The sequence below is a fragment of the Microbacterium phycohabitans genome (genome assembly GCF_032464935.1).
Classification (GTDB): domain Bacteria; phylum Actinomycetota; class Actinomycetes; order Actinomycetales; family Microbacteriaceae; genus Microbacterium; species Microbacterium phycohabitans.
Genome location: NZ_JAWDIT010000002.1, coordinates 507,420 through 524,074 on the forward strand (window position 1 = coordinate 507,420; position 16,655 = coordinate 524,074).

The following is a 16,655-nucleotide window of genomic DNA, read 5'->3' on the forward strand; positions in this document are numbered from 1 at the left end:
CTCGCTCATCGTTGGGTGTTCAACGATGAGCGCAACCGCGACGCGGGCCTTCCGCATGGGTGTTGGCATCGATTCACGCGGCTTCGCGCCGGCATCCCAGCAGCGCCAGCGCATCCGCCGCCGCACTCCCCGCCGCCGTGTGCGTGAGTAGCCGCTGGCCGTTGCTGTCGGGCAGGTGCAGTACCTCGTAATGCAGGTCGAGGTCGCCCACCTGCGGGTGGTGCAGCCGCTTCGTCCCGCTCGAACACAACCGCACGTCGTGCTTCGCCCACAGGCGCGCGAACTCCCGACTGTTCATCGACAACTCCCCCACCAGCTCGGCGAGCGCGCGATCGTCCGGATACTGCCCCGCCACGAACCGCAGCGACGCTACCGCCGACGCCGCCTCGTCCGCCCAGTCGCGGCGCAGTTCGCGTGTGTAGGGGGGGTGAGGAACATGAATCGCATGTGGAGTCTGTCCCGTGTCGGCGCTCGGGAGTACGGTCGGCGCCATGACACTGGACCAGCTCTTCCTCCACGCCGACGCCGCGCTGCGCGAGGTCATCGACCAGATCGATCCCGCCGACTTCTCGGCGCCCGTGCCGAAGGAGTGGAGTCAGCTCGAATCGCCGACGCTGCTCGGCATCATCGGGCGTCACGCGTACGACGAAGCGTGGATCCCCGACGTGATCGCCGGACGCGCGGCCGCCGACGGCGACCCGTACGCCGACGCCGACCTGCTCGGCGACGACCCGATCGCCTCGTACGACGCGCTCAACGACACGGCCACCGCCGCCGTGCGGGCGGGCGACTTCGCCGAGACGTTCCGGTTCACGTACGGCGACTACCCGGCGGCGGAAGGCTTCGCGCACATTGCGACCTACCGCGCGTTCCAGGCGTACTCGATCGCGAAGCACTTCGGCATCCCGTTCCACCTGTCTCCCGAACTCATCGACGGGCTGAACGAGCACGTCGTGCCGCACGCCGACGAATGGCGGCAGTGGGGCGTGTTCCCTCCCGCGATCGAGCCGCCCGCGGGCGCCGACGACGAGACGCGGCTGCTGTGCGCGGTGGGCTTCTGGCAGCCCTGAGCCCGGCCCCACGAACACCGCGGCCCCTCGCCGAAGCGAGAGACCGCGGCATCACCGGGCGGCTGACTCCCCCACTGGCAGCCGCCCGTGGAACGGACACCGCGACCCCGCGCCGTCACGCGGGCACGCGGCATCCGCCCCCGATGCTCAGTTCGGAAACACCGGCCTCGCGTCCACCGGCCGCGCCCCCTCGTACCAAGCCGTCAACCGCAGCGTCTCCAGATCAGCGAACCGCCGCCCCGAGATCTGCAACCCGATCGGCCGCCCATCCGCGGTGAACCCGCAGTTCACCGACGACGCCGGCTGACCCGACATGTTGTACGGCAGCGTGAACGCGATGTGCGACATGGCCTCGCTCGCGTCGAAGCCCCACGGCATCGGCCATTCCGCGGGGAACGCCGCCACCGGAGCGACAGGCGCGAGCACCCCGTCGAACGCCGACGTCGCCGCGACCGTGCGCTTCTGCAGCTCGCCGAACGTTTCGTACGCCTCGAGGGCGCGGCGGCCGGTCATGTCGGAACCGGGGTGCACCCAGTCGGCGATGTACGGCAGCACGGCGATCTTCGCCTCGTGCGACAGGCCCAGGTAGGTGCGCCAGAAGCGGATGCGCCAGAAGTCGTCGATGTCGCGCAGGATGCCGTCGTCGATGAACGCCGGCAACTCCACGACCTCGGCTCCGGCATCCGAGAAGAGGTCCGCGGCGCGCAGCACGGCCGCGCGAACCTCCGGATCGACGGGCATACCCGCGCCCGGGTCGATGTGCACGGCGATGCGGCGGCCCCGCACGTCGGTGTCGAGGTCGAACCAGTCGATGTCGGCATCCGGAAGCGAGGTGTAGTCGCGCTCGTCGGGGCGGGCGACGGCGTGCATGCCGAGCGCCACGTCGGCGACCGTGCGTGCCAGCGGACCCGCCGAACGGCCGAAGTACGGGTTGTCGAGCGGAATGCGGCCGTTGCTGGGCTTGAGGGTCGCGACACCCGTCCACGCGGCGGGCAGGCGCACCGAGCCGCCGATGTCGGTTCCCATGTGGACGGCACCGAAACCGGCCGCGGCGGCCGCCCCCGCCCCCGAGCTCGAACCACCCACGGTCCACTCCGGGTTCCACGGGCTGCGGGTGATGCCCGACAGGCTCGACACCCCCGACGAGAGCATGCCCCAGTCGGGCATGGTCGTGGAGCCGACGATGACCGCGCCCTGCTCGAGCAGGCGCTCCACGACGGGCGAGTCGCGCTCGGGGATCACACCGGCGGTACCGGCGACACCCGCGTGCGCCGGGATCCCCGCCCGCACGAAGTTCTCCTTCACCGTGACGGGCACGCCGTCCAGCGGTCCCCGCTGCTCACCGCGCTCCCACCGGGCGGCCGAGGCCGCGGCATCCTGGAGCACCTGAGCGGGGTCGAGGTCGGTGAAGGCGTTGATCTCGGGGTTGCGGGCGGCGATGTCGGCGAGCACCGACTCGGCGGCATCCACCGGGGTGAACTCCCCCGACGCGTACCCGGCGGTGAGGGCGGCGCCGGTCATCTCGATCGGGGCGGTGATGGTGGGCTGCGCGGTCATCGCGTCTCCTGCACGTGGCTGATGGTCGGAGTCGCGTCGATGAGCACGCGCGTGTACTCCTGCTGGGGGGAGGAATAGACCGACTCCGTCGGACCCTGCTCGACGATCTCGCCCTTGCGCATGACCGCGACGCGATCGCACAGGTACCGCACGACGTGGAGGTCGTGCGAGACGAAGATCAGGGTGAGCCGGTACTCGTCCACGAGGTCGGCGAGCAGGTTCAGCACCTGCGCGCGCACCGACACGTCGAGCGCGCTGACCGGCTCGTCGGCGACGAGGATGCGCGGGCGGCACACCAGCGCACGGGCGATCGAGATGCGCTGGCGCTGCCCGCCCGAGAACTGGTGCGGGAAGCGGTCCACCGCGTCGCGCGGCAGGCCCACCGCCTCGATCATCTCGGCCACGGCATCCGCTCGCTCCTTGGCGCCCATCGCGGTGCCATGCTCGAGGTTCGCGGCGTTCAGGAGGGGCTCGGCGACGATGTCACAAATGCGCATGCGCGGATCGAGCGACGCCATCGGGTCTTGGAACACGATCTGCAGGTTGCGGCGCAGCTCGGCGAGGTCTTTCGCTCCGGCCTTCACGAGGCTCCGGCCCACGACCTCGAGCTCGCCCGACGTGGGCTGGTCGAGGCCCGACAGCAGCCGCAGCAGCGTCGACTTGCCCGAGCCCGACTCGCCGACGATGCCGAACCGGTCGCCCGCGGCGATCGAGAACGAGACGCCGTTGAGGGCCTTCACCTCGCGAGGCGCGGTGAACAGCGACGTGCGCGGGGACTTGTACACGCGGGTGAGGTTCTCGACCCGCACCACGTCGCCCGAGATTTCGGGAGCGGCGGCGGTCATGCGCGACACCGCGTGCCCCGGGCGGTAGTTCGCCGCGGTGGCGACCGTGAAGAGCTTGCCCTGGTCGTCGGTGGCCGAGAGATCGGATGCCGCGAGCAGCCCCCGCGTGTACGGGTGCTGCGGGCGGGTGAAGATCTGGTCGATCGAGCCGCGCTCGACCACCTCGCCCTTGTTCATCACGAGCACCCGCTCGCACGTCTCGCCGACCACGGCGAGGTCATGGGTGATGAAGAGCAGTCCCGTGTCGCGGCGCTTCACGGTCGCGAGCACGAGGTCGAGCACCTGCTTCTGCACGGTGACGTCGAGGGCGGTCGTGGGCTCGTCGCACACGAGCAGCTCGGGGTCGTTCGCCAGCGCAATGGCGAGCACCACGCGCTGACGCTGACCACCCGACAGCTGGTGCGGGTAGGCCTGCGCCGCTTCGGCGGGAGAGGGGATGCCGACGTCCTGCAGCAGCTGCAACGCGCGGGCGTTCGCGGCCCGGCGGTCGCGCTGCGTGCCGTGCACGATCATCGCCTCGGCGATCTGCGGACCCACCTGCATGAGCGGGTTGAGCGCGGTCATCGGCTCCTGGAACACCATCGCCGAGCGCGTGCCCCGGATGCCGGCGAGCTCGCGCTCCCCGAGGTCGACGAGGTTGCGCTCGTCGCTGCCGACGTGGACGGTTCCCTCCGCGTGGAGGTTGGCGGGCAGCAGTCCCATCACGGCGAGGGAGGTGAGCGACTTGCCCGAACCGGACTCGCCGATCAGGCCGACGCGTTCGCCGCGCTCGATGTGGAACGACAGCTCCGACACGAGCGTGCGGTCGCCGGAGCGGATGGTGAGGTCGGTCACCTCGACGGCGCGGCCCTCGACGGGCGGGGTGGCCACGGGGCCGGTCTGCAGAAGAGAGGACATCATCGACTCCTGAGTTTGGGATCGAGCCGGTCGCGCAGACCGTCGCCGAAGAGGTTGAACCCGAGCACGGCGATGGCGATGGCCAGGCCCGGGAAGATGATGAGGTAGTCGCTCGTGCCCAGGAACTGCTGCGAATCCAGCAGCATGCGGCCCCACGACGGGGTCGGCGGCATGGTCCCGAGGCCCAGGAACGACAGCCCCGCCTCGGCGAGCACCGCGATGGCGAAGTTCACCGAGCACTGCACGATCAGCATCCCGCCGATGTTCGGCAGCACGTGCCGCACCGCGATGGCGACCTCGGGGCGGTTGGCGGCCTTCGCCGCGAACACGTAGTCCATCGACATCACCTGCATCGTCCCGGCGCGGGCCACGCGGGCGAACGCCGGCGCCGATCCGATGCCGAGGGCGATCATCGCGGTGACGGTGCCGCCGCCGAAGATCGCGCCGAACACGATCGCGAGCAGCAGGCCCGGGAACGCCATGAGCACGTCGCTGCCGCCCATCACGAGCACGCCCGCGCGCTTCGGCCGCATTCCCGCCAGGATGCCGAGGGGGGCGCCGATCACCAGGCCGATGGCGACGGCGATCGTGCCGACGAGCATCGTGATCTGGGCTCCGGCCATGACCTGCGAGAGCACGTCGCGGCCGTACCGGTCGGTTCCCATCCAGTGGGCGGGCGACGGCGGCTGGAGGCGATCGGATGCCACGGCCAGGGTCGGGTCGTAGGGGGTCCAGATCAGCGAGACCAGGGCGGTCAGAGCCACCAGCAGGATGAGCGCGCCGCCGATGACCAGGCCCGGCTCGAGCGGGCGACGCTCGCGGCGAGCGCGGCGCTCGCGGACGCTCGCCTCGGGCGCGGTGCCCGGTTCGGGGCGGGCGGTGAGGGAAGTGGTGGACATCAGGCCCTCCGGAGACGGGGGTCGATCGAGGTGTAGGCCACGTCGACGAGGAAGTTGATGACGACGACCGCGAGCACCAGCAGCAGCACGATGCTCTGCACCGCCAGCAGGTCGCGGTTGGCCACGGCATCCACGAGGTAGCTGCCGAGACCGGGGATCGCGAACACCCGCTCCACGACGACCGCGCCGACGAGAAGGCCCGCGAGCTGCACACCCACCACCGTCAGCACCGGGACGCTGGCGTTCTTGAGGCCGTGACGGATGAGGGCCGCGTTCGCGGTGAGGCCCTTCGAGCGGGCGGTGCGCAGGAAGTCCTCGGCCTTGATCTCGAGCACCGCGGAACGCACGTACCGGGTGAGGATCGACGCCTGCACCGACCCGAGGGCGAGCACGGGCAGGACCGCGTAGCGGAGCACGTCGGGCCCCCACCGCCAGCCGCCCGAGGGCAGCCAGCGGAGGTGGATCGCGAAGACGGCGATGAGCAGCATCCCGACGAGGAAGCTCGGGAGGGCGACGCCGATCTGCGACAGGGCCGAGACGACCCCGCCGCTGGCCTTGCCGTGGCGCATCGCCGAGAACGTGCCGAGCGGCACGGCCACGATGAGCGCCACGACCATGGCGAGGGCGACGAGCAGCAGGGTGACCTGGGCCCGCTCGATCAGCGTCGGAGCGATCGCGGCCTGAGTCACGTACGAGGTACCGAAGTCGCCCCGGAGGACTCCCCCGATCCACTGCAGGTACTGCTCCCACAGGGGAGCCGTGGTGCCGTACTGCGCGCGCCAGGCGTCGAGCTGCTCGGCGGTGGCGTCGGTCCCGAGGGCGACCGTGGCCGGGTCACCCGGCATGACTCGCAGCAGCACGAAGACCAGCAGCGAGGACACCCAGACGGTGGCCAGGAAGGTCCCTGCGAGCTTGAGAAGACGGAGAGGCACGGTCGCCCCCTTTCAGGATCTATCGGGTGGGTGGGGTCAGTTCCAGGCGAGCTTCGTCATGTTGAGCGACTCGGTCACCGCGTTGGGCGCGATGCCCGTGAGTGCGGCATCCGCCACGACGATGTTCGGGAAGAGGAACAGGGGCAGGGATGCCACGTCTTCGGCGGTGGTCTTCGCGACCTTCTTCATGCCCTCGATCCACTCCTCCTTCGTTCCCGCGTCGGCCGCGGCGGCGATGGGGGCGATCTTCGAGTTGTCGTAGCCGATGTAGTAGTCGGGGTCGTTGAACACCGTCAGGATGTCGCGCGGCTCGACCGCGAGGATGACCGTCATCTCGTAGTCGTCCTTCGTGAACACCTCGTCGAGCCAGACGGCCGGGAACTCGAGGGTCTCGATCTTCGCGGTGACGCCGATCTCGGCGAGCTGCGAGACGACGACCTCGGCGACCGCTGTGGCGTAGGGACGCGTGGGCACCTTGAACGTGATCGACAGGTCTTCCGCTCCGGCCTCGGCGAGCAGCTCGCGCGCCTTGTCGGGGTCGTAGGGGTACAGGTCGTTGAGGTCTTCGTAGTACGGGTCGGTCGGGGGCACCATCGCGCCGATGAGCTGGCCGTAGCCGGCCCACGCGGCATCCAGGACCGCCTGGCGGTCGATGCCGTACGCGATCGCCTGACGCACGCGCTCGTCGTCGAAGGGTGCGGCCTGGTTGTTCAGGCCGAGCAGGATCTCGCCGTTCGACGTGCCCTGGAGCACCTGGAAGGCGGAGTCGGTCTCGAACTGCGAGACGAGGTCGGGCGCCTGCATGTTGTAGAGCATGTCGACGTCGCCCGCCCGCAGCGCGTTGGTGCTGGCGGTGGCGTCGGCGAAGTAGCGCAGCGTGATGTCCTTCATCTGCGGCGCCTCGCCCCAGTAGTCATCGCGGGCGGCGAGCGAGATGTGGTCGCCCTGCACGCGCTCGGTGATCGTGAACGGGCCCGTGCCGACGGGGGTGTTGGCGAGGTCGGCGACGCCGTCGGTGTCGAACATGATGCCGACGGTGCCGGCCATGTTGTACAGCCACGAGTTGCTGGGCTTGGTCAGCACGACCTTGGCCTCGGTGGGCGAGACGACCTCGACGTGGTCGAGGAGCGCCATCTTGCCCTGATTGATGGTCCAGTTCGTCTTGACGCGCTCGAGCGAGAACTTCACGTCGTCGGCGGTGAATTCCGCGCCGCTGGAGAAGGTCACGCCCTCGTGGAGGGTGAAGTCGTAGGTCAGGCCGTCGTCGCTGACCGTCCACGCGGTCGCGAGCTGCGGGACGATCTCGCCGTCCTGGTCGAGCGAGACGAGGGTCTCGTAGACGTTGTTGAGCAGCACCTGCGGGATGGCGGCCCCCGAGGTGGTGGTGAGGTCGAAGTTCGTCGGTTCGCCCGTGAGTCCGATGGTGGCGACCGGGTCGTGGGCGGTGCCGGCTGCGGGGGCGCTGCTGCCCGCGCAGGCGGTGAGAGCCAGCGCGAGGGCGGCTGCTCCGACCACCGCGGCGCCGGAGCGTCGGGAGAGAAGAGTCACGGGTTTACTCCTGGTGTGGGGTGCGGCTGAGTCGAGAATCGGTCTACTGGTCTGACCAGTAATCGAACGATAGGATCAGGGAACTCGGCGGGGCAAGCCAGGAAACAGAGTGTTTACACGGGGTGCCTTTCGCTGAAACCGAGGAGGAAACGTGGCGTTCATGCCGGTCCAGAAGGTCAGCGCGTACGAGGGGATCGTCGAGCAGATCGAGGCCGCGATCGACTCCGGCGAGCTGAAGCCCGGCGACCGCCTCCCCGGCGAACGGCGCCTCATGGAGGACTTCTCGGTCAGCCGCGCGACCGTGCGCGAGGCCCTGCGCGTGCTGCAGGCGACCGGTCTCGTCGAGTCGCGCCCCGGCGACCCGCGCGGACCCGTCATCTCGGCCTTCACGCCGCGTCTGCTCGAGAAATCGCTCGGGCAGCTCTCGCGCCAGGCGACGAGTCGCGCCGAGCTGCTGCAGTTCCGCCTCTTCCTCGAGGGCACCGCGAGCTACCTCGCCGCCCAGCACCACACCGACGAGCAGATGGCGCGCATTGACGACAACCTCCAGCGCATGCGCGACTGCGTCGACTCGGGCGACCTAACGACCTACCCGAAGCTCGTGCGCGCGTTCCACGACACGATCCGCGAGGCGGCGGCCAACAGCCTCATCGCCGTGTGCGGCAGCGTCGTCAGCGACACGATGACCGACCTCATGGGCGGGCGCATCGCCTCCGACCGCGACCCGAAGACCCTGCTGAAGCGCAGCGTCGCCGACGGCACGAAACTCGTGAAGATCATCCGCGCGCGCGACGCCCAGGCCGCGCGTCAGGCGAGCGTCGAGAGCATCTACCGCTTCTACGAGGCCGACCTCACCCCCGCCGAGCGCACCGCCGTCTCGGCCGTGATCTGAGGCTCAGCCCTCCGACCCGCGCGCCCGCACGGCCTCGGCCACCCGCTCCACGGCGAGCGCCGTCGCGGCGGTGCGCAGGTCGACGCCGTCGGCGCTCGCGCGCTGGGCGACGAGCTGCCACGAGGCGCGCATGCGCTGCGCGAGCCGCTGCTCGACGTCGGCGGCATCCCACCACCAGCCCTGGCGGGCCTGTACCCACTCGAAGTAGCTGACGACGACGCCCCCGCCGTTGGCGAGCAGGTCGGGCACGACGTCGATCCCGCGGTGGCGCAGCGCGGTCTCGGCCGTCGAGGTGATCGGGCCGTTGGCCCCCTCGACGATGATGCGGGCCCGCACGCGGTCGACGTTCTCGTGGGTGATGACCCCCTCGACGGCCGCCGGGATGAGCAGGTCGACCGCTTCGGTGAGCACGTCGGCCGAGGTGATGGCATCCGCGTCGGCGAACCCGACGACGCTGCCCGTGCCATCGACGTGCGCGGCGAGCGCGGCGAGGTCGAGGCCGTCACCGGCACGGACTCCCCCGCGCACGTCGGCGACGGCGACCACGCGCACTCCCGCCCGCGCCAGCTCGAGAGCGGCTCCGCGCCCCACCTTGCCGAAGCCGTGCACGGCGGCCGTGGCCTCGCGCGGATCGATGCCCGAGCGCTCCAGCGCCAGAAGGGCGACGGATGCCACGCCGAGCGACGTCGCCGCGGCCCGGCCCTGCGAGCCGCCGAGCGAGAGCGGCTTGCCGGTCACGGTGCCCCACCCGGCGCTGGTCGCCGGGGCAGCGTCCATCATCCAGGCCATCTCGGCGGCGCCGGAGCCCACGTCGGGGGCCGGGATGTCGAGGTCGGCGCCCGTGATGGGCGCGACGGCGCGGGCGTAGCGGCGGACGAGCCGCTCGTACTCGCGGTCTCGAGACCCGCCGGATCGACCGCTATCGCGCCCTTCGCCCCGCCGAACGGCAGGTCGAAGAGGGCGCACTTCCACGTCATCCACATCGCGAGGGCGCGCACGGTGTCGAGGTCGGCACGCGCGCTGAAGCGGATGCCGCCCTTGCCGGGGCCTCGCGCGAGCGAGTGCTGCACGCGGTGACCGGCGACCATGACGGTGCTCCCGTCGGGCAGCCGCGTGGGCAGCATGACGGTGAGCTCGCGGTGCGGCACCGACAGCACGGCGTGCAGGGCCGGGTCGAGCCCGAGCAGCCGCGAGGCCGCCTCGAACTGCGCGCGGGCGTCGCTCAGGGCGCCGCCGCGGCCCCCGCCGGAGCGGTGCAGACGCGCTGCGATCGCCGCGGCGGGGGAGTCGACCATGCCGTGGTGGGCGGTCGACGGGGGGCTCAGGGTCAGCGTCACGGTCGCGTCACCCGCGGGCGACGTCGGCGAGGACCGCGTCGATGATGTCGAGCCCGCGGTGCGCCTCGGCGTCGGTGACGACGCACGGCGGCACGACGTGGATGCGGTTGTCGGCGATGAAGGGCAGCAGACCGCGGCTCAACAGCGCGGCCTTGATCACGCCCATCGTCGCGGGCGTGACGGGCGTGCGGCTCTCGCGGTCGGAGACGAGCTCGATCGCCCAGAACACGCCGCTGCCGCGCACCTCACCGACGATCTCGTGGCGCTCGGCGAGCTCGGCGAGACGCGGGCCGATGACCTCCGCGCCGATGCGCTTGGCGTTGTCGACGATGCCCTCCTCGCGCATGGCGCCGAGGGCGGCGACGATGCTGGCCGCGGCGAGCGGGTGACCCGAGTACGTCAGGCCCCCGGGGAACACCGTGTCATCGAAGTGGTGCGCGATGGCATCCGAGATGATGACGCCGCCCACCGGCACGTAGCCGGAGTTGACGCCCTTGGCGAAGGTGATGAGGTCGGGCGTGACGTCGTGCGCGTGGAACGCGAACCACTCCCCCGTGCGGCCGAAGCCGGCCATGACCTCGTCGAGGATCATGACGATGCCGTAGCGGTCGCAGATCTCGCGGACGCCGGCGAGGTAGCCCTTCGGCGGCGTCATGACGCCCGCCGTGCCGGGCACGGTCTCGAGCAGGATCGCCGCGATCGTCGAGGCGCCCTCGGCCTGGATGACGCGCTCGAGGTGGTGCAGCGCGCGGGCGCACTCCTCCTGCTCGGTCGTCGCCCAGAACTCCGACCGGTAGAGGTAGGGCCCGAACACGTGCACGTGGCCGCGCGCGTATTCGTTGGGGATGCGGCGCCAGTCGCCCGTCGCGACGATCGCCGCCCCGGTGTTGCCGTGGTACGAGCGGTAGCGCGAGATGACCTTGTCGCGGCCGGTGACCAGGCGCGCCATGCGGATCGCGTTCTCGTTGGCATCCGCCCCGCCGTTGGTGAAGAAGACCTTCTCGAAGCCCTCGGGCGCGAGCTCGATGATCATCTTCGCCGCGCGGGCGCGCGTGGCGTTGGCGTGCGCGGGGGCCACGGTGGTGAGCAGTTCGGCCTGCTCGCGGATCGCCTGGACGACCTTCGGATGCTGGTGACCGATGTTGACGTTCACGAGCTGGCTCGAGAAGTCGAGGTACTCGTTGCCCTCGGCGTCCCACACGACCGACCCGGAGCCCGAGACGATCGGCATCGGCGCGAGCGAACCCTGCGCCGACCACGAGTGGAAGACGCGGCTGCGGTCGGCCTCGGAGATGTCGGCGTTGCTGAGAGCGGTGACGGGGTCGGCGACGAAAGTCATGGGTCCTCCGGTGATCGGATGCGGTTGCCTCCATCATCGCGACGGGAGTGCGAACATTGGATGCCGGTATGTCGTTCGACACACCGCTTCTTCGACCATCCGGCATCCCGCGAGAGAGAGGCCCCGCGTGCCCGCCGACCTGCGTTCCCTCATGGCCGAGCCCTCGTTCCGCCTGACGCCCCTGGCCGCCGTCGACGCCGCCGCCCTCGACGCCCCCCTGAGATGGGCGCACAACTCCGACCTGCCCGACCCCACCCCGTGGCTCGAACCCGGCGGTCTGCTGCTCACCGACGGCGCCCCGTTCCTCCCGCCGCACAACGCTCCCGTCGACGCCTACGTCGAGCGCCTCGTCGCCCTCGGCGTCCGCGCCCTGGGCGTGTCGGTCGGCATCCTGGTCGATCGGGTGCCGCCCGCGCTGGTCGCCGCGTGCGAACGACTCGGGATGCCGCTGATCGAGGTGTCGCGCCAGACCCCCTTCATGGGCGTCATCAAGGCCGTCTCCGACGCGACCGCGGCGGACGAGCGGGCGCGACTGGAACGCTCGCTGCTCGCCCAACGGCGCGTCGCGCGCGCCGCGCTCCGACCCGACGGTCTCAGCGCGATCCTGCGCGAACTGGAACGCGCCCTCGAGACCTGGGTCGCCCTCTTCGACGCCTCCGGCGCGCTCGTACTCGTCTCGGAGACGACGGGGATCCCCGCCGCCCTCGACGAGCCGGTGCGCGAGGCCGCCACCGCGGCGCTCGCGGGACGCCGCGCCGCCGCCGCGCGCGTGAGCCTCGGCGGAGTGGGCGAGGTCACCCTGCAGACCCTCGGCCAGCACGGCAACCTCCGCGGCGTCCTGGCCGTCGGCATCTCGAGCGCCACGTTCGACCGCGCCCGCCAAGACCTCGTCGACAGCGTCATCGCGCTCGCGAGCATCTCGCTCGAGCAGAGCAGCACCCTCGACAGCGCGCGTCGACGGCTGCGCAGCGGCATCCTGGAGCTCCTCGCCGCCGGGGTCACCGACGTCGCCGGCGACACGGTGAAGCACCTCTGGGGCCGGCTCCCCCCGGCGCCCCTCCGCGTCGCCCGGCTCGACGTGCTCGATTCGGAGCAGACGCTCGACTCCCACCCGCTGATCCCCGCCCTCGAGGTGCTCGCCGAGAAACGGCCCGGTGCGCTGTTCTTCGCGCAGCAGGACGACCACGTCGTCGCCGTGTACACCGACGGCGACGACGCCGGGCTGTTCGCCGCCGCGGCCCCGCATCACCCGACGGGAGGCGTGTCATCCCGCGTGGACTGGGATCAGATCGCATCCGCGCTCGGGGAAGCCCGCCGCGCGCAGGAGCGAGCGTCGGCCCGGCAGCCGATCGTCTTCTTCGACGAACTCGCCGGATCCGGCATCCTCGGTCACCTCGAGCAGACGCGCGCCCACGACGTCGCGCGTCGCATGCTCCTCCCCCTCGACGACGACCCCGAACTGCGGCGCATGCTGGAGGTCTGGCTCGAGCACAACGGCTCGTGGGGCACGGCGGCGGGGGCCCTCGGCATCCATCGACACACCCTGCGGCACCGCGTCGACGGCGCGTCGCTGCGCCTCGGTCTGGATCTGGAGACCTTCGGGGGGCGCGCCGAGCTCTGGAACGCCCTGCGCCTGACGGCGGAATGACGGCCCCGACCTCCGCTCAGCCGAGCCGTCCGCACGTCGACATGACGGATGCCGCGGTCGTGCGGTCGCGCCCGCCGAAGACGGAGGAATGACGGATGCCGGGGCCGCAGTCGTGCCGTCGCGCCCGCCGAAGACGGAGGAATGACGGATGCCGCGACCGCGGTCCCTCTGTCGGGATCGCGGTCGCGGCAGTCGTGGCGCGCCGGGACTCAGCTGTTCTGGGGGAAGCCGAGGTTGATGCCGCCGTGGGTGGCGGGGTCGAGCCAGCGGCTCGTGACCGCCTTCTCGCGCGTGAAGAAATCGAAGCCGTGCACGCCGTACGCCTTCGCGTCGCCGAACAGCGACTTCTTCCAGCCGCCGAACGAGTGGTACGCGACGGGGACGGGGATCGGCACGTTGATGCCGATCATGCCGACCTCGACCTCATTCTGGAATCGGCGCGCCGCTCCCCCGTCGTTGGTGAAGATCGCGGTGCCGTTGCCGAACTCGCCGCTGTTGATGAGGTCGAGGCCCTGCTCGTACGACGAGACGCGAACGACCGAGAGGACGGGTCCGAAGATCTCCTCCGTGTAGGCCCGCGAGGTCGTGGGGACGTCGTCGATGAGGGTCGGGCCGAAGAAGAAGCCGTCCTCGTGCCCGTCGACGGTGAAGCCGCGGCCGTCGACGACGATCTTCGCGCCGTCCGCCTCGGCGATGTCGACGTACGACGACACCTTGTCGCGGTGCACCTCCGTGATCAGCGGGCCCATGTCGGGCTCGACGCCGTCGGTTCCCGCACCGTTGCCGATGCGGAGCTTCGCGATGCGGTCGCTGATCTTGGCGATGAGGTCGTCGGCGACGGGCTCGACCGCCAGCACGACGCTGATCGCCATGCAGCGCTCGCCCGCCGCGCCGTAACCGGCGTTCACGGCCGAGTCGGCCACGAGGTCGAGGTCGGCATCCGGGAGGACGAGCATGTGGTTCTTCGCCCCACCCAGTGCCTGCACGCGCTTGCCGTGCTTCGACGCGGTCTCGTAGATGTACTGCGCGATGGGGGTCGAGCCCACGAACGAGATCGACTGGACGACGGGGCTGGTGAGCAGACCGTCGACGGCGAGCTTGTCGCCCTGCAGCACGGTGAAGGCGCCGTCGGGGAGACCGGCTTCCTTCCACAGCTTGGCCATCCACAGCGCAGCGGACGGATCTTTCTCGCTCGGCTTGAGCACGACCGCGTTGCCGGCGGCCAGCGCGATGGGCACGAACCACAGCGGCACCATCACGGGGAAGTTGAACGGGGAGATGACCCCGACCACGCCGAGCGGCTGCTTGAGGGAGTAGACGTCGACACCCGTGGAGGCGTTCTCACTGAACGCGCCCTTGATGAGGTGCGGGAAGCCGGTCGCGAGCTCGACGACCTCCTGGCCGCGCAGGATCTCGCCCATCGCGTCGGAGACGACCTTGCCGTGCTCGCTGGTGATGAGACGGGCCAGCTCGGGCTTGCGGGCGTTCAGCAGCTCACGGAACGCGAACAGCACCGACTGCCGCTTCGCGATGGAGTACTGCGACCACTCGCGGAAGCCGCGCTCGGCGGAGGCGATGGCCTCGTCGATCTCGGCCTGGTCGGCGAGGGCGACCTCGGCCTGGACGGCACCGGTCGCGGGGTTGTACACGGGCGCGGTGCGGCCCGAGGTCGAGGGGCGCTCCGCGCCATCGATCCAGTGCGAAACCACCGCGACGTCGACGAGCGACTCACTGACCATGCTGTTCTCCTCCGTTCGGCGCCGGCGGGCGCAAGAGAGACAGTACGTCGGTAGATGTCGCGGGTGGTCTGCCGAGAGGTCGAATGACCGCGGTGCGGATCGACAGATCGGCAGGGGTGCTGGGGTTTACAGCGACGTGAGCCGCTCGCTCACATCCCCGGCGCCATATCCGCGAACCGCGAATAGTGACCCTGGAACGCCACCGTGATCGTGTCGGTCGGGCCGTTTCGGTGCTTCGCCACGATCAGATCCGCCTCGCCCGCACGCGGGGAGTCCTTCTCGTACGCGGCCTCGCGGTGCAGCAGCACCACCATGTCGGCGTCCTGCTCGATCGAGCCCGACTCACGCAGGTCGGAGAGCGCCGGCTTCTTGTCGGCGCGCTGCTCAGCACCACGGTTCAGCTGCGACAGGGCGATGACGGGAACCTGCAGCTCCTTGGCCATCAGCTTCAGCGCACGCGAGAACTCACTGACCTCCTGCTGACGCGATTCCACCCGCTTGCCGCTGGTGAGCAGCTGCAGGTAGTCGATCACGACCATCTTCAGACCCTCGCGCTGCTTCAGGCGACGGCACTTCGCGCGGATCTCGACGAGCGTCATGTTGGGGCTGTCGTCGATGTAGAGAGGTGCGTCGTTGATGCGACCGCGCGTGGCCGCCACCGTCGTCCAGTCGCGCGAGTCGAGCGTTCCCTTGCGCATGCTCTGCAGGGGAATGGCCCCCTCGGCGCTGAGCAGACGCATGGCGATCTCGCTGCGCCCCATCTCGAGCGAGAAGAAGATGCACGGCGCGTTCGACTTGATCGCCGCGGCGCGGGCGAAGTCGAGCGCGAGCGTCGACTTACCCATGGCGGGACGCGCGGCGAGCACGATCATCTGGCCCGGGTGCAGGCCGTTGGTGAGCTGGTCGAGACCGGCGAAGCCGGTGGGGATGCCCGTCATCGACCCGTCGCGGCCGCGAGCGGCCTCGATCTCGTCGACCGCGGCATCCACCGCGACCGTCAGCGGGATGTAATCTTCGGCGCTGTCATCGCCCGAGACGTTGTAGATCTCGGCCTGCGCGCTGTTGACGAGCTCGACCGGGTCGCCCTCGCCGGCGTAGCCCATCTGCACGATGCGCGTGCCGGCCTCGACGAGGCGGCGCAGCATCGCGCGCTCCGACACGATCGAGGCGTAGTAGCCCGCGTTGGCGGCCGTGGGGACGATCGAGGTGAGCGTGTGGAGGTAGTCCGCCCCGCCAGCGCGCTGCAGTTCGCCGGTCTTGATGAGCTCGTCGGTGACGGCGACGACGTCGGTGGGCTCGCCGTGCGAGTAGAGCGTGAGGATCGCCTCGAAGATCAGCTCGTGCTTGGGCACGTAGAAATCGCCGCCGCGCAGGGTCTCGATCACATCGGCGACGGCGTCTTTCGACAGCAGCATGCCGCCCAGCGCGCTCTGCTCGGCGAGCATGTCGTGCGGCGGCGTGCGCTCGGGGCGCGGTGCTTTTCCGAGACGGTCTTCGGCGATGTCGGCGATGGCCACGTGATCTCCTTCTGTGCTCGGACGCCCCGTCTCCGCCTCACGCGCGCGCGGGAGGGGATCGGAAACACTGCGGGTGGGACGACCTCGTCAGCAGGGAATCACCAAGTTCCGACATCGACGCGCGCGGCTGGTGAGGGGGATGCCCGAGGGACTGCACCCAAGCTAGATACCCCTGTCCCGAGATGCAAACGGGCCTGTGGATAACTCTGTGGAGAGCTTGCGGGAAACGCCGCCACGTCTGTGCACAACTAGTGTGGATAACTCGGTGGATGGATACCAATTTGAGGCTATAAATGCCCTCTGAGCTGGGATAAGTCTCTCCACAGTTTTCCTGCGAGAAACCTGCGTGAACTTGGCCTTGAAGGTTCTGCGCTAGGGACTCCACATGTGTACAACTCGGGGGATAACTCGCCGGATCACTACCGATCCGAGCCC

The 16,655-nt window shown here is 70.3% G+C and carries 13 protein-coding genes and 1 pseudogene; 3 read left to right on the top strand and 11 right to left on the bottom strand.

What is annotated here, in order from left to right; translation table 11 throughout:
• Positions 1 to 73: 73 nt before the first annotated feature.
• A complete protein-coding gene (locus RWH44_RS06780; RefSeq protein WP_316003983.1) occupies positions 74 to 544 on the bottom strand; it encodes an MmyB family transcriptional regulator in 471 nt (156 codons plus the stop codon).
• On the opposite strand from RWH44_RS06780, the gene RWH44_RS06785 reads away from it, so the two are divergent.
• Positions 492 to 1,070, top strand: coding sequence for a hypothetical protein (locus RWH44_RS06785; RefSeq protein ID WP_316003984.1), 579 nt, complete (start codon positions 492 to 494; stop codon positions 1,068 to 1,070). The two genes, RWH44_RS06780 and RWH44_RS06785, sit on opposite strands and share 53 nt — an antisense overlap.
• Before the next feature lie 147 nt (positions 1,071 to 1,217).
• Here the strand turns inward: RWH44_RS06785 and RWH44_RS06790 are convergent, their stop codons facing one another.
• From RWH44_RS06790 to RWH44_RS06810, 5 genes are read right to left on the bottom strand one after another with little or no spacing between them, the layout of a single operon-like run.
• Positions 1,218 to 2,627 (bottom strand): amidase, encoded by a 1,410-nt coding sequence (locus RWH44_RS06790; RefSeq protein ID WP_316003985.1) that lies wholly within the window; start codon positions 2,625 to 2,627, stop codon positions 1,218 to 1,220.
• Positions 2,624 to 4,369: a dipeptide ABC transporter ATP-binding protein gene (locus RWH44_RS06795; RefSeq protein WP_316003986.1), complete on the bottom strand. Its 1,746-nt coding sequence runs from the start codon at positions 4,367 to 4,369 to the stop codon at positions 2,624 to 2,626. The genes RWH44_RS06790 and RWH44_RS06795 overlap by 4 nt, the downstream gene beginning before the upstream one ends.
• Complete coding sequence (locus tag RWH44_RS06800) at positions 4,369 to 5,268, bottom strand: ABC transporter permease (protein WP_298877026.1); 900 nt, start codon at positions 5,266 to 5,268, stop codon at positions 4,369 to 4,371. The genes RWH44_RS06795 and RWH44_RS06800 overlap by 1 nt, the downstream gene beginning before the upstream one ends.
• A complete protein-coding gene (locus RWH44_RS06805) occupies positions 5,268 to 6,200 on the bottom strand; it encodes an ABC transporter permease (protein WP_316003987.1) in 933 nt (310 codons plus the stop codon). Before RWH44_RS06805 ends, RWH44_RS06800 begins: the two co-directional genes overlap by 1 nt.
• Positions 6,201 to 6,236: 36 nt before the next feature.
• Positions 6,237 to 7,748, bottom strand: a complete 1,512-nt coding sequence (locus tag RWH44_RS06810; RefSeq protein ID WP_316003988.1) for an ABC transporter substrate-binding protein — start codon at positions 7,746 to 7,748, stop codon at positions 6,237 to 6,239.
• Between the two features lie 160 nt (positions 7,749 to 7,908).
• On the opposite strand from RWH44_RS06810, the gene RWH44_RS06815 reads away from it, so the two are divergent.
• Positions 7,909 to 8,640, top strand: coding sequence for a FadR/GntR family transcriptional regulator (locus RWH44_RS06815; protein WP_316004272.1), 732 nt, complete (start codon positions 7,909 to 7,911; stop codon positions 8,638 to 8,640).
• 3 nt (positions 8,641 to 8,643) lie between these two features.
• Here the strand turns inward: RWH44_RS06815 and RWH44_RS06820 are convergent, their stop codons facing one another.
• The 3 genes and pseudogenes from RWH44_RS06820 to RWH44_RS06830 all read right to left on the bottom strand — a co-directional run bounded on the left by RWH44_RS06820 (position 8,644) and on the right by RWH44_RS06830 (position 11,316).
• Positions 8,644 to 9,420 carry a Glu/Leu/Phe/Val family dehydrogenase gene (locus RWH44_RS06820; RefSeq protein ID WP_367575651.1) on the bottom strand — a complete coding sequence of 259 codons (777 nt, stop codon included), beginning with the start codon at positions 9,418 to 9,420 and terminating at the stop codon, positions 8,644 to 8,646.
• A gap of 48 nt (positions 9,421 to 9,468) precedes the next feature.
• Positions 9,469 to 9,935: pseudogene (locus RWH44_RS06825) on the bottom strand (Glu/Leu/Phe/Val dehydrogenase dimerization domain-containing protein); the annotation flags it as partial.
• A 49-nt stretch (positions 9,936 to 9,984) separates the two neighbouring features.
• The gene (locus tag RWH44_RS06830) at positions 9,985 to 11,316 is read right to left on the bottom strand and encodes an aspartate aminotransferase family protein (protein WP_316003990.1); all 1,332 of its coding nucleotides are present in this window, start codon (positions 11,314 to 11,316) and stop codon (positions 9,985 to 9,987) included.
• A gap of 127 nt (positions 11,317 to 11,443) precedes the next feature.
• Here RWH44_RS06830 and RWH44_RS06835 point away from each other — a divergent pair, with 127 nt between their 5' ends.
• Entirely contained in the window at positions 11,444 to 12,964 is a 1,521-nt protein-coding gene (locus tag RWH44_RS06835; RefSeq protein WP_316003991.1) for a PucR family transcriptional regulator, read from the top strand.
• A 209-nt stretch (positions 12,965 to 13,173) separates the two neighbouring features.
• Here the strand turns inward: RWH44_RS06835 and RWH44_RS06840 are convergent, their stop codons facing one another.
• Together RWH44_RS06840 and dnaB are read right to left on the bottom strand one after the other, a co-directional pair.
• The gene (locus RWH44_RS06840) at positions 13,174 to 14,703 is read right to left on the bottom strand and encodes a CoA-acylating methylmalonate-semialdehyde dehydrogenase (RefSeq protein ID WP_316003992.1); all 1,530 of its coding nucleotides are present in this window, start codon (positions 14,701 to 14,703) and stop codon (positions 13,174 to 13,176) included.
• A 149-nt stretch (positions 14,704 to 14,852) separates the two neighbouring features.
• The gene (dnaB, locus tag RWH44_RS06845) at positions 14,853 to 16,220 is read right to left on the bottom strand and encodes a replicative DNA helicase (RefSeq protein WP_076673065.1); all 1,368 of its coding nucleotides are present in this window, start codon (positions 16,218 to 16,220) and stop codon (positions 14,853 to 14,855) included.
• Positions 16,221 to 16,655 lie beyond the last annotated feature (435 nt).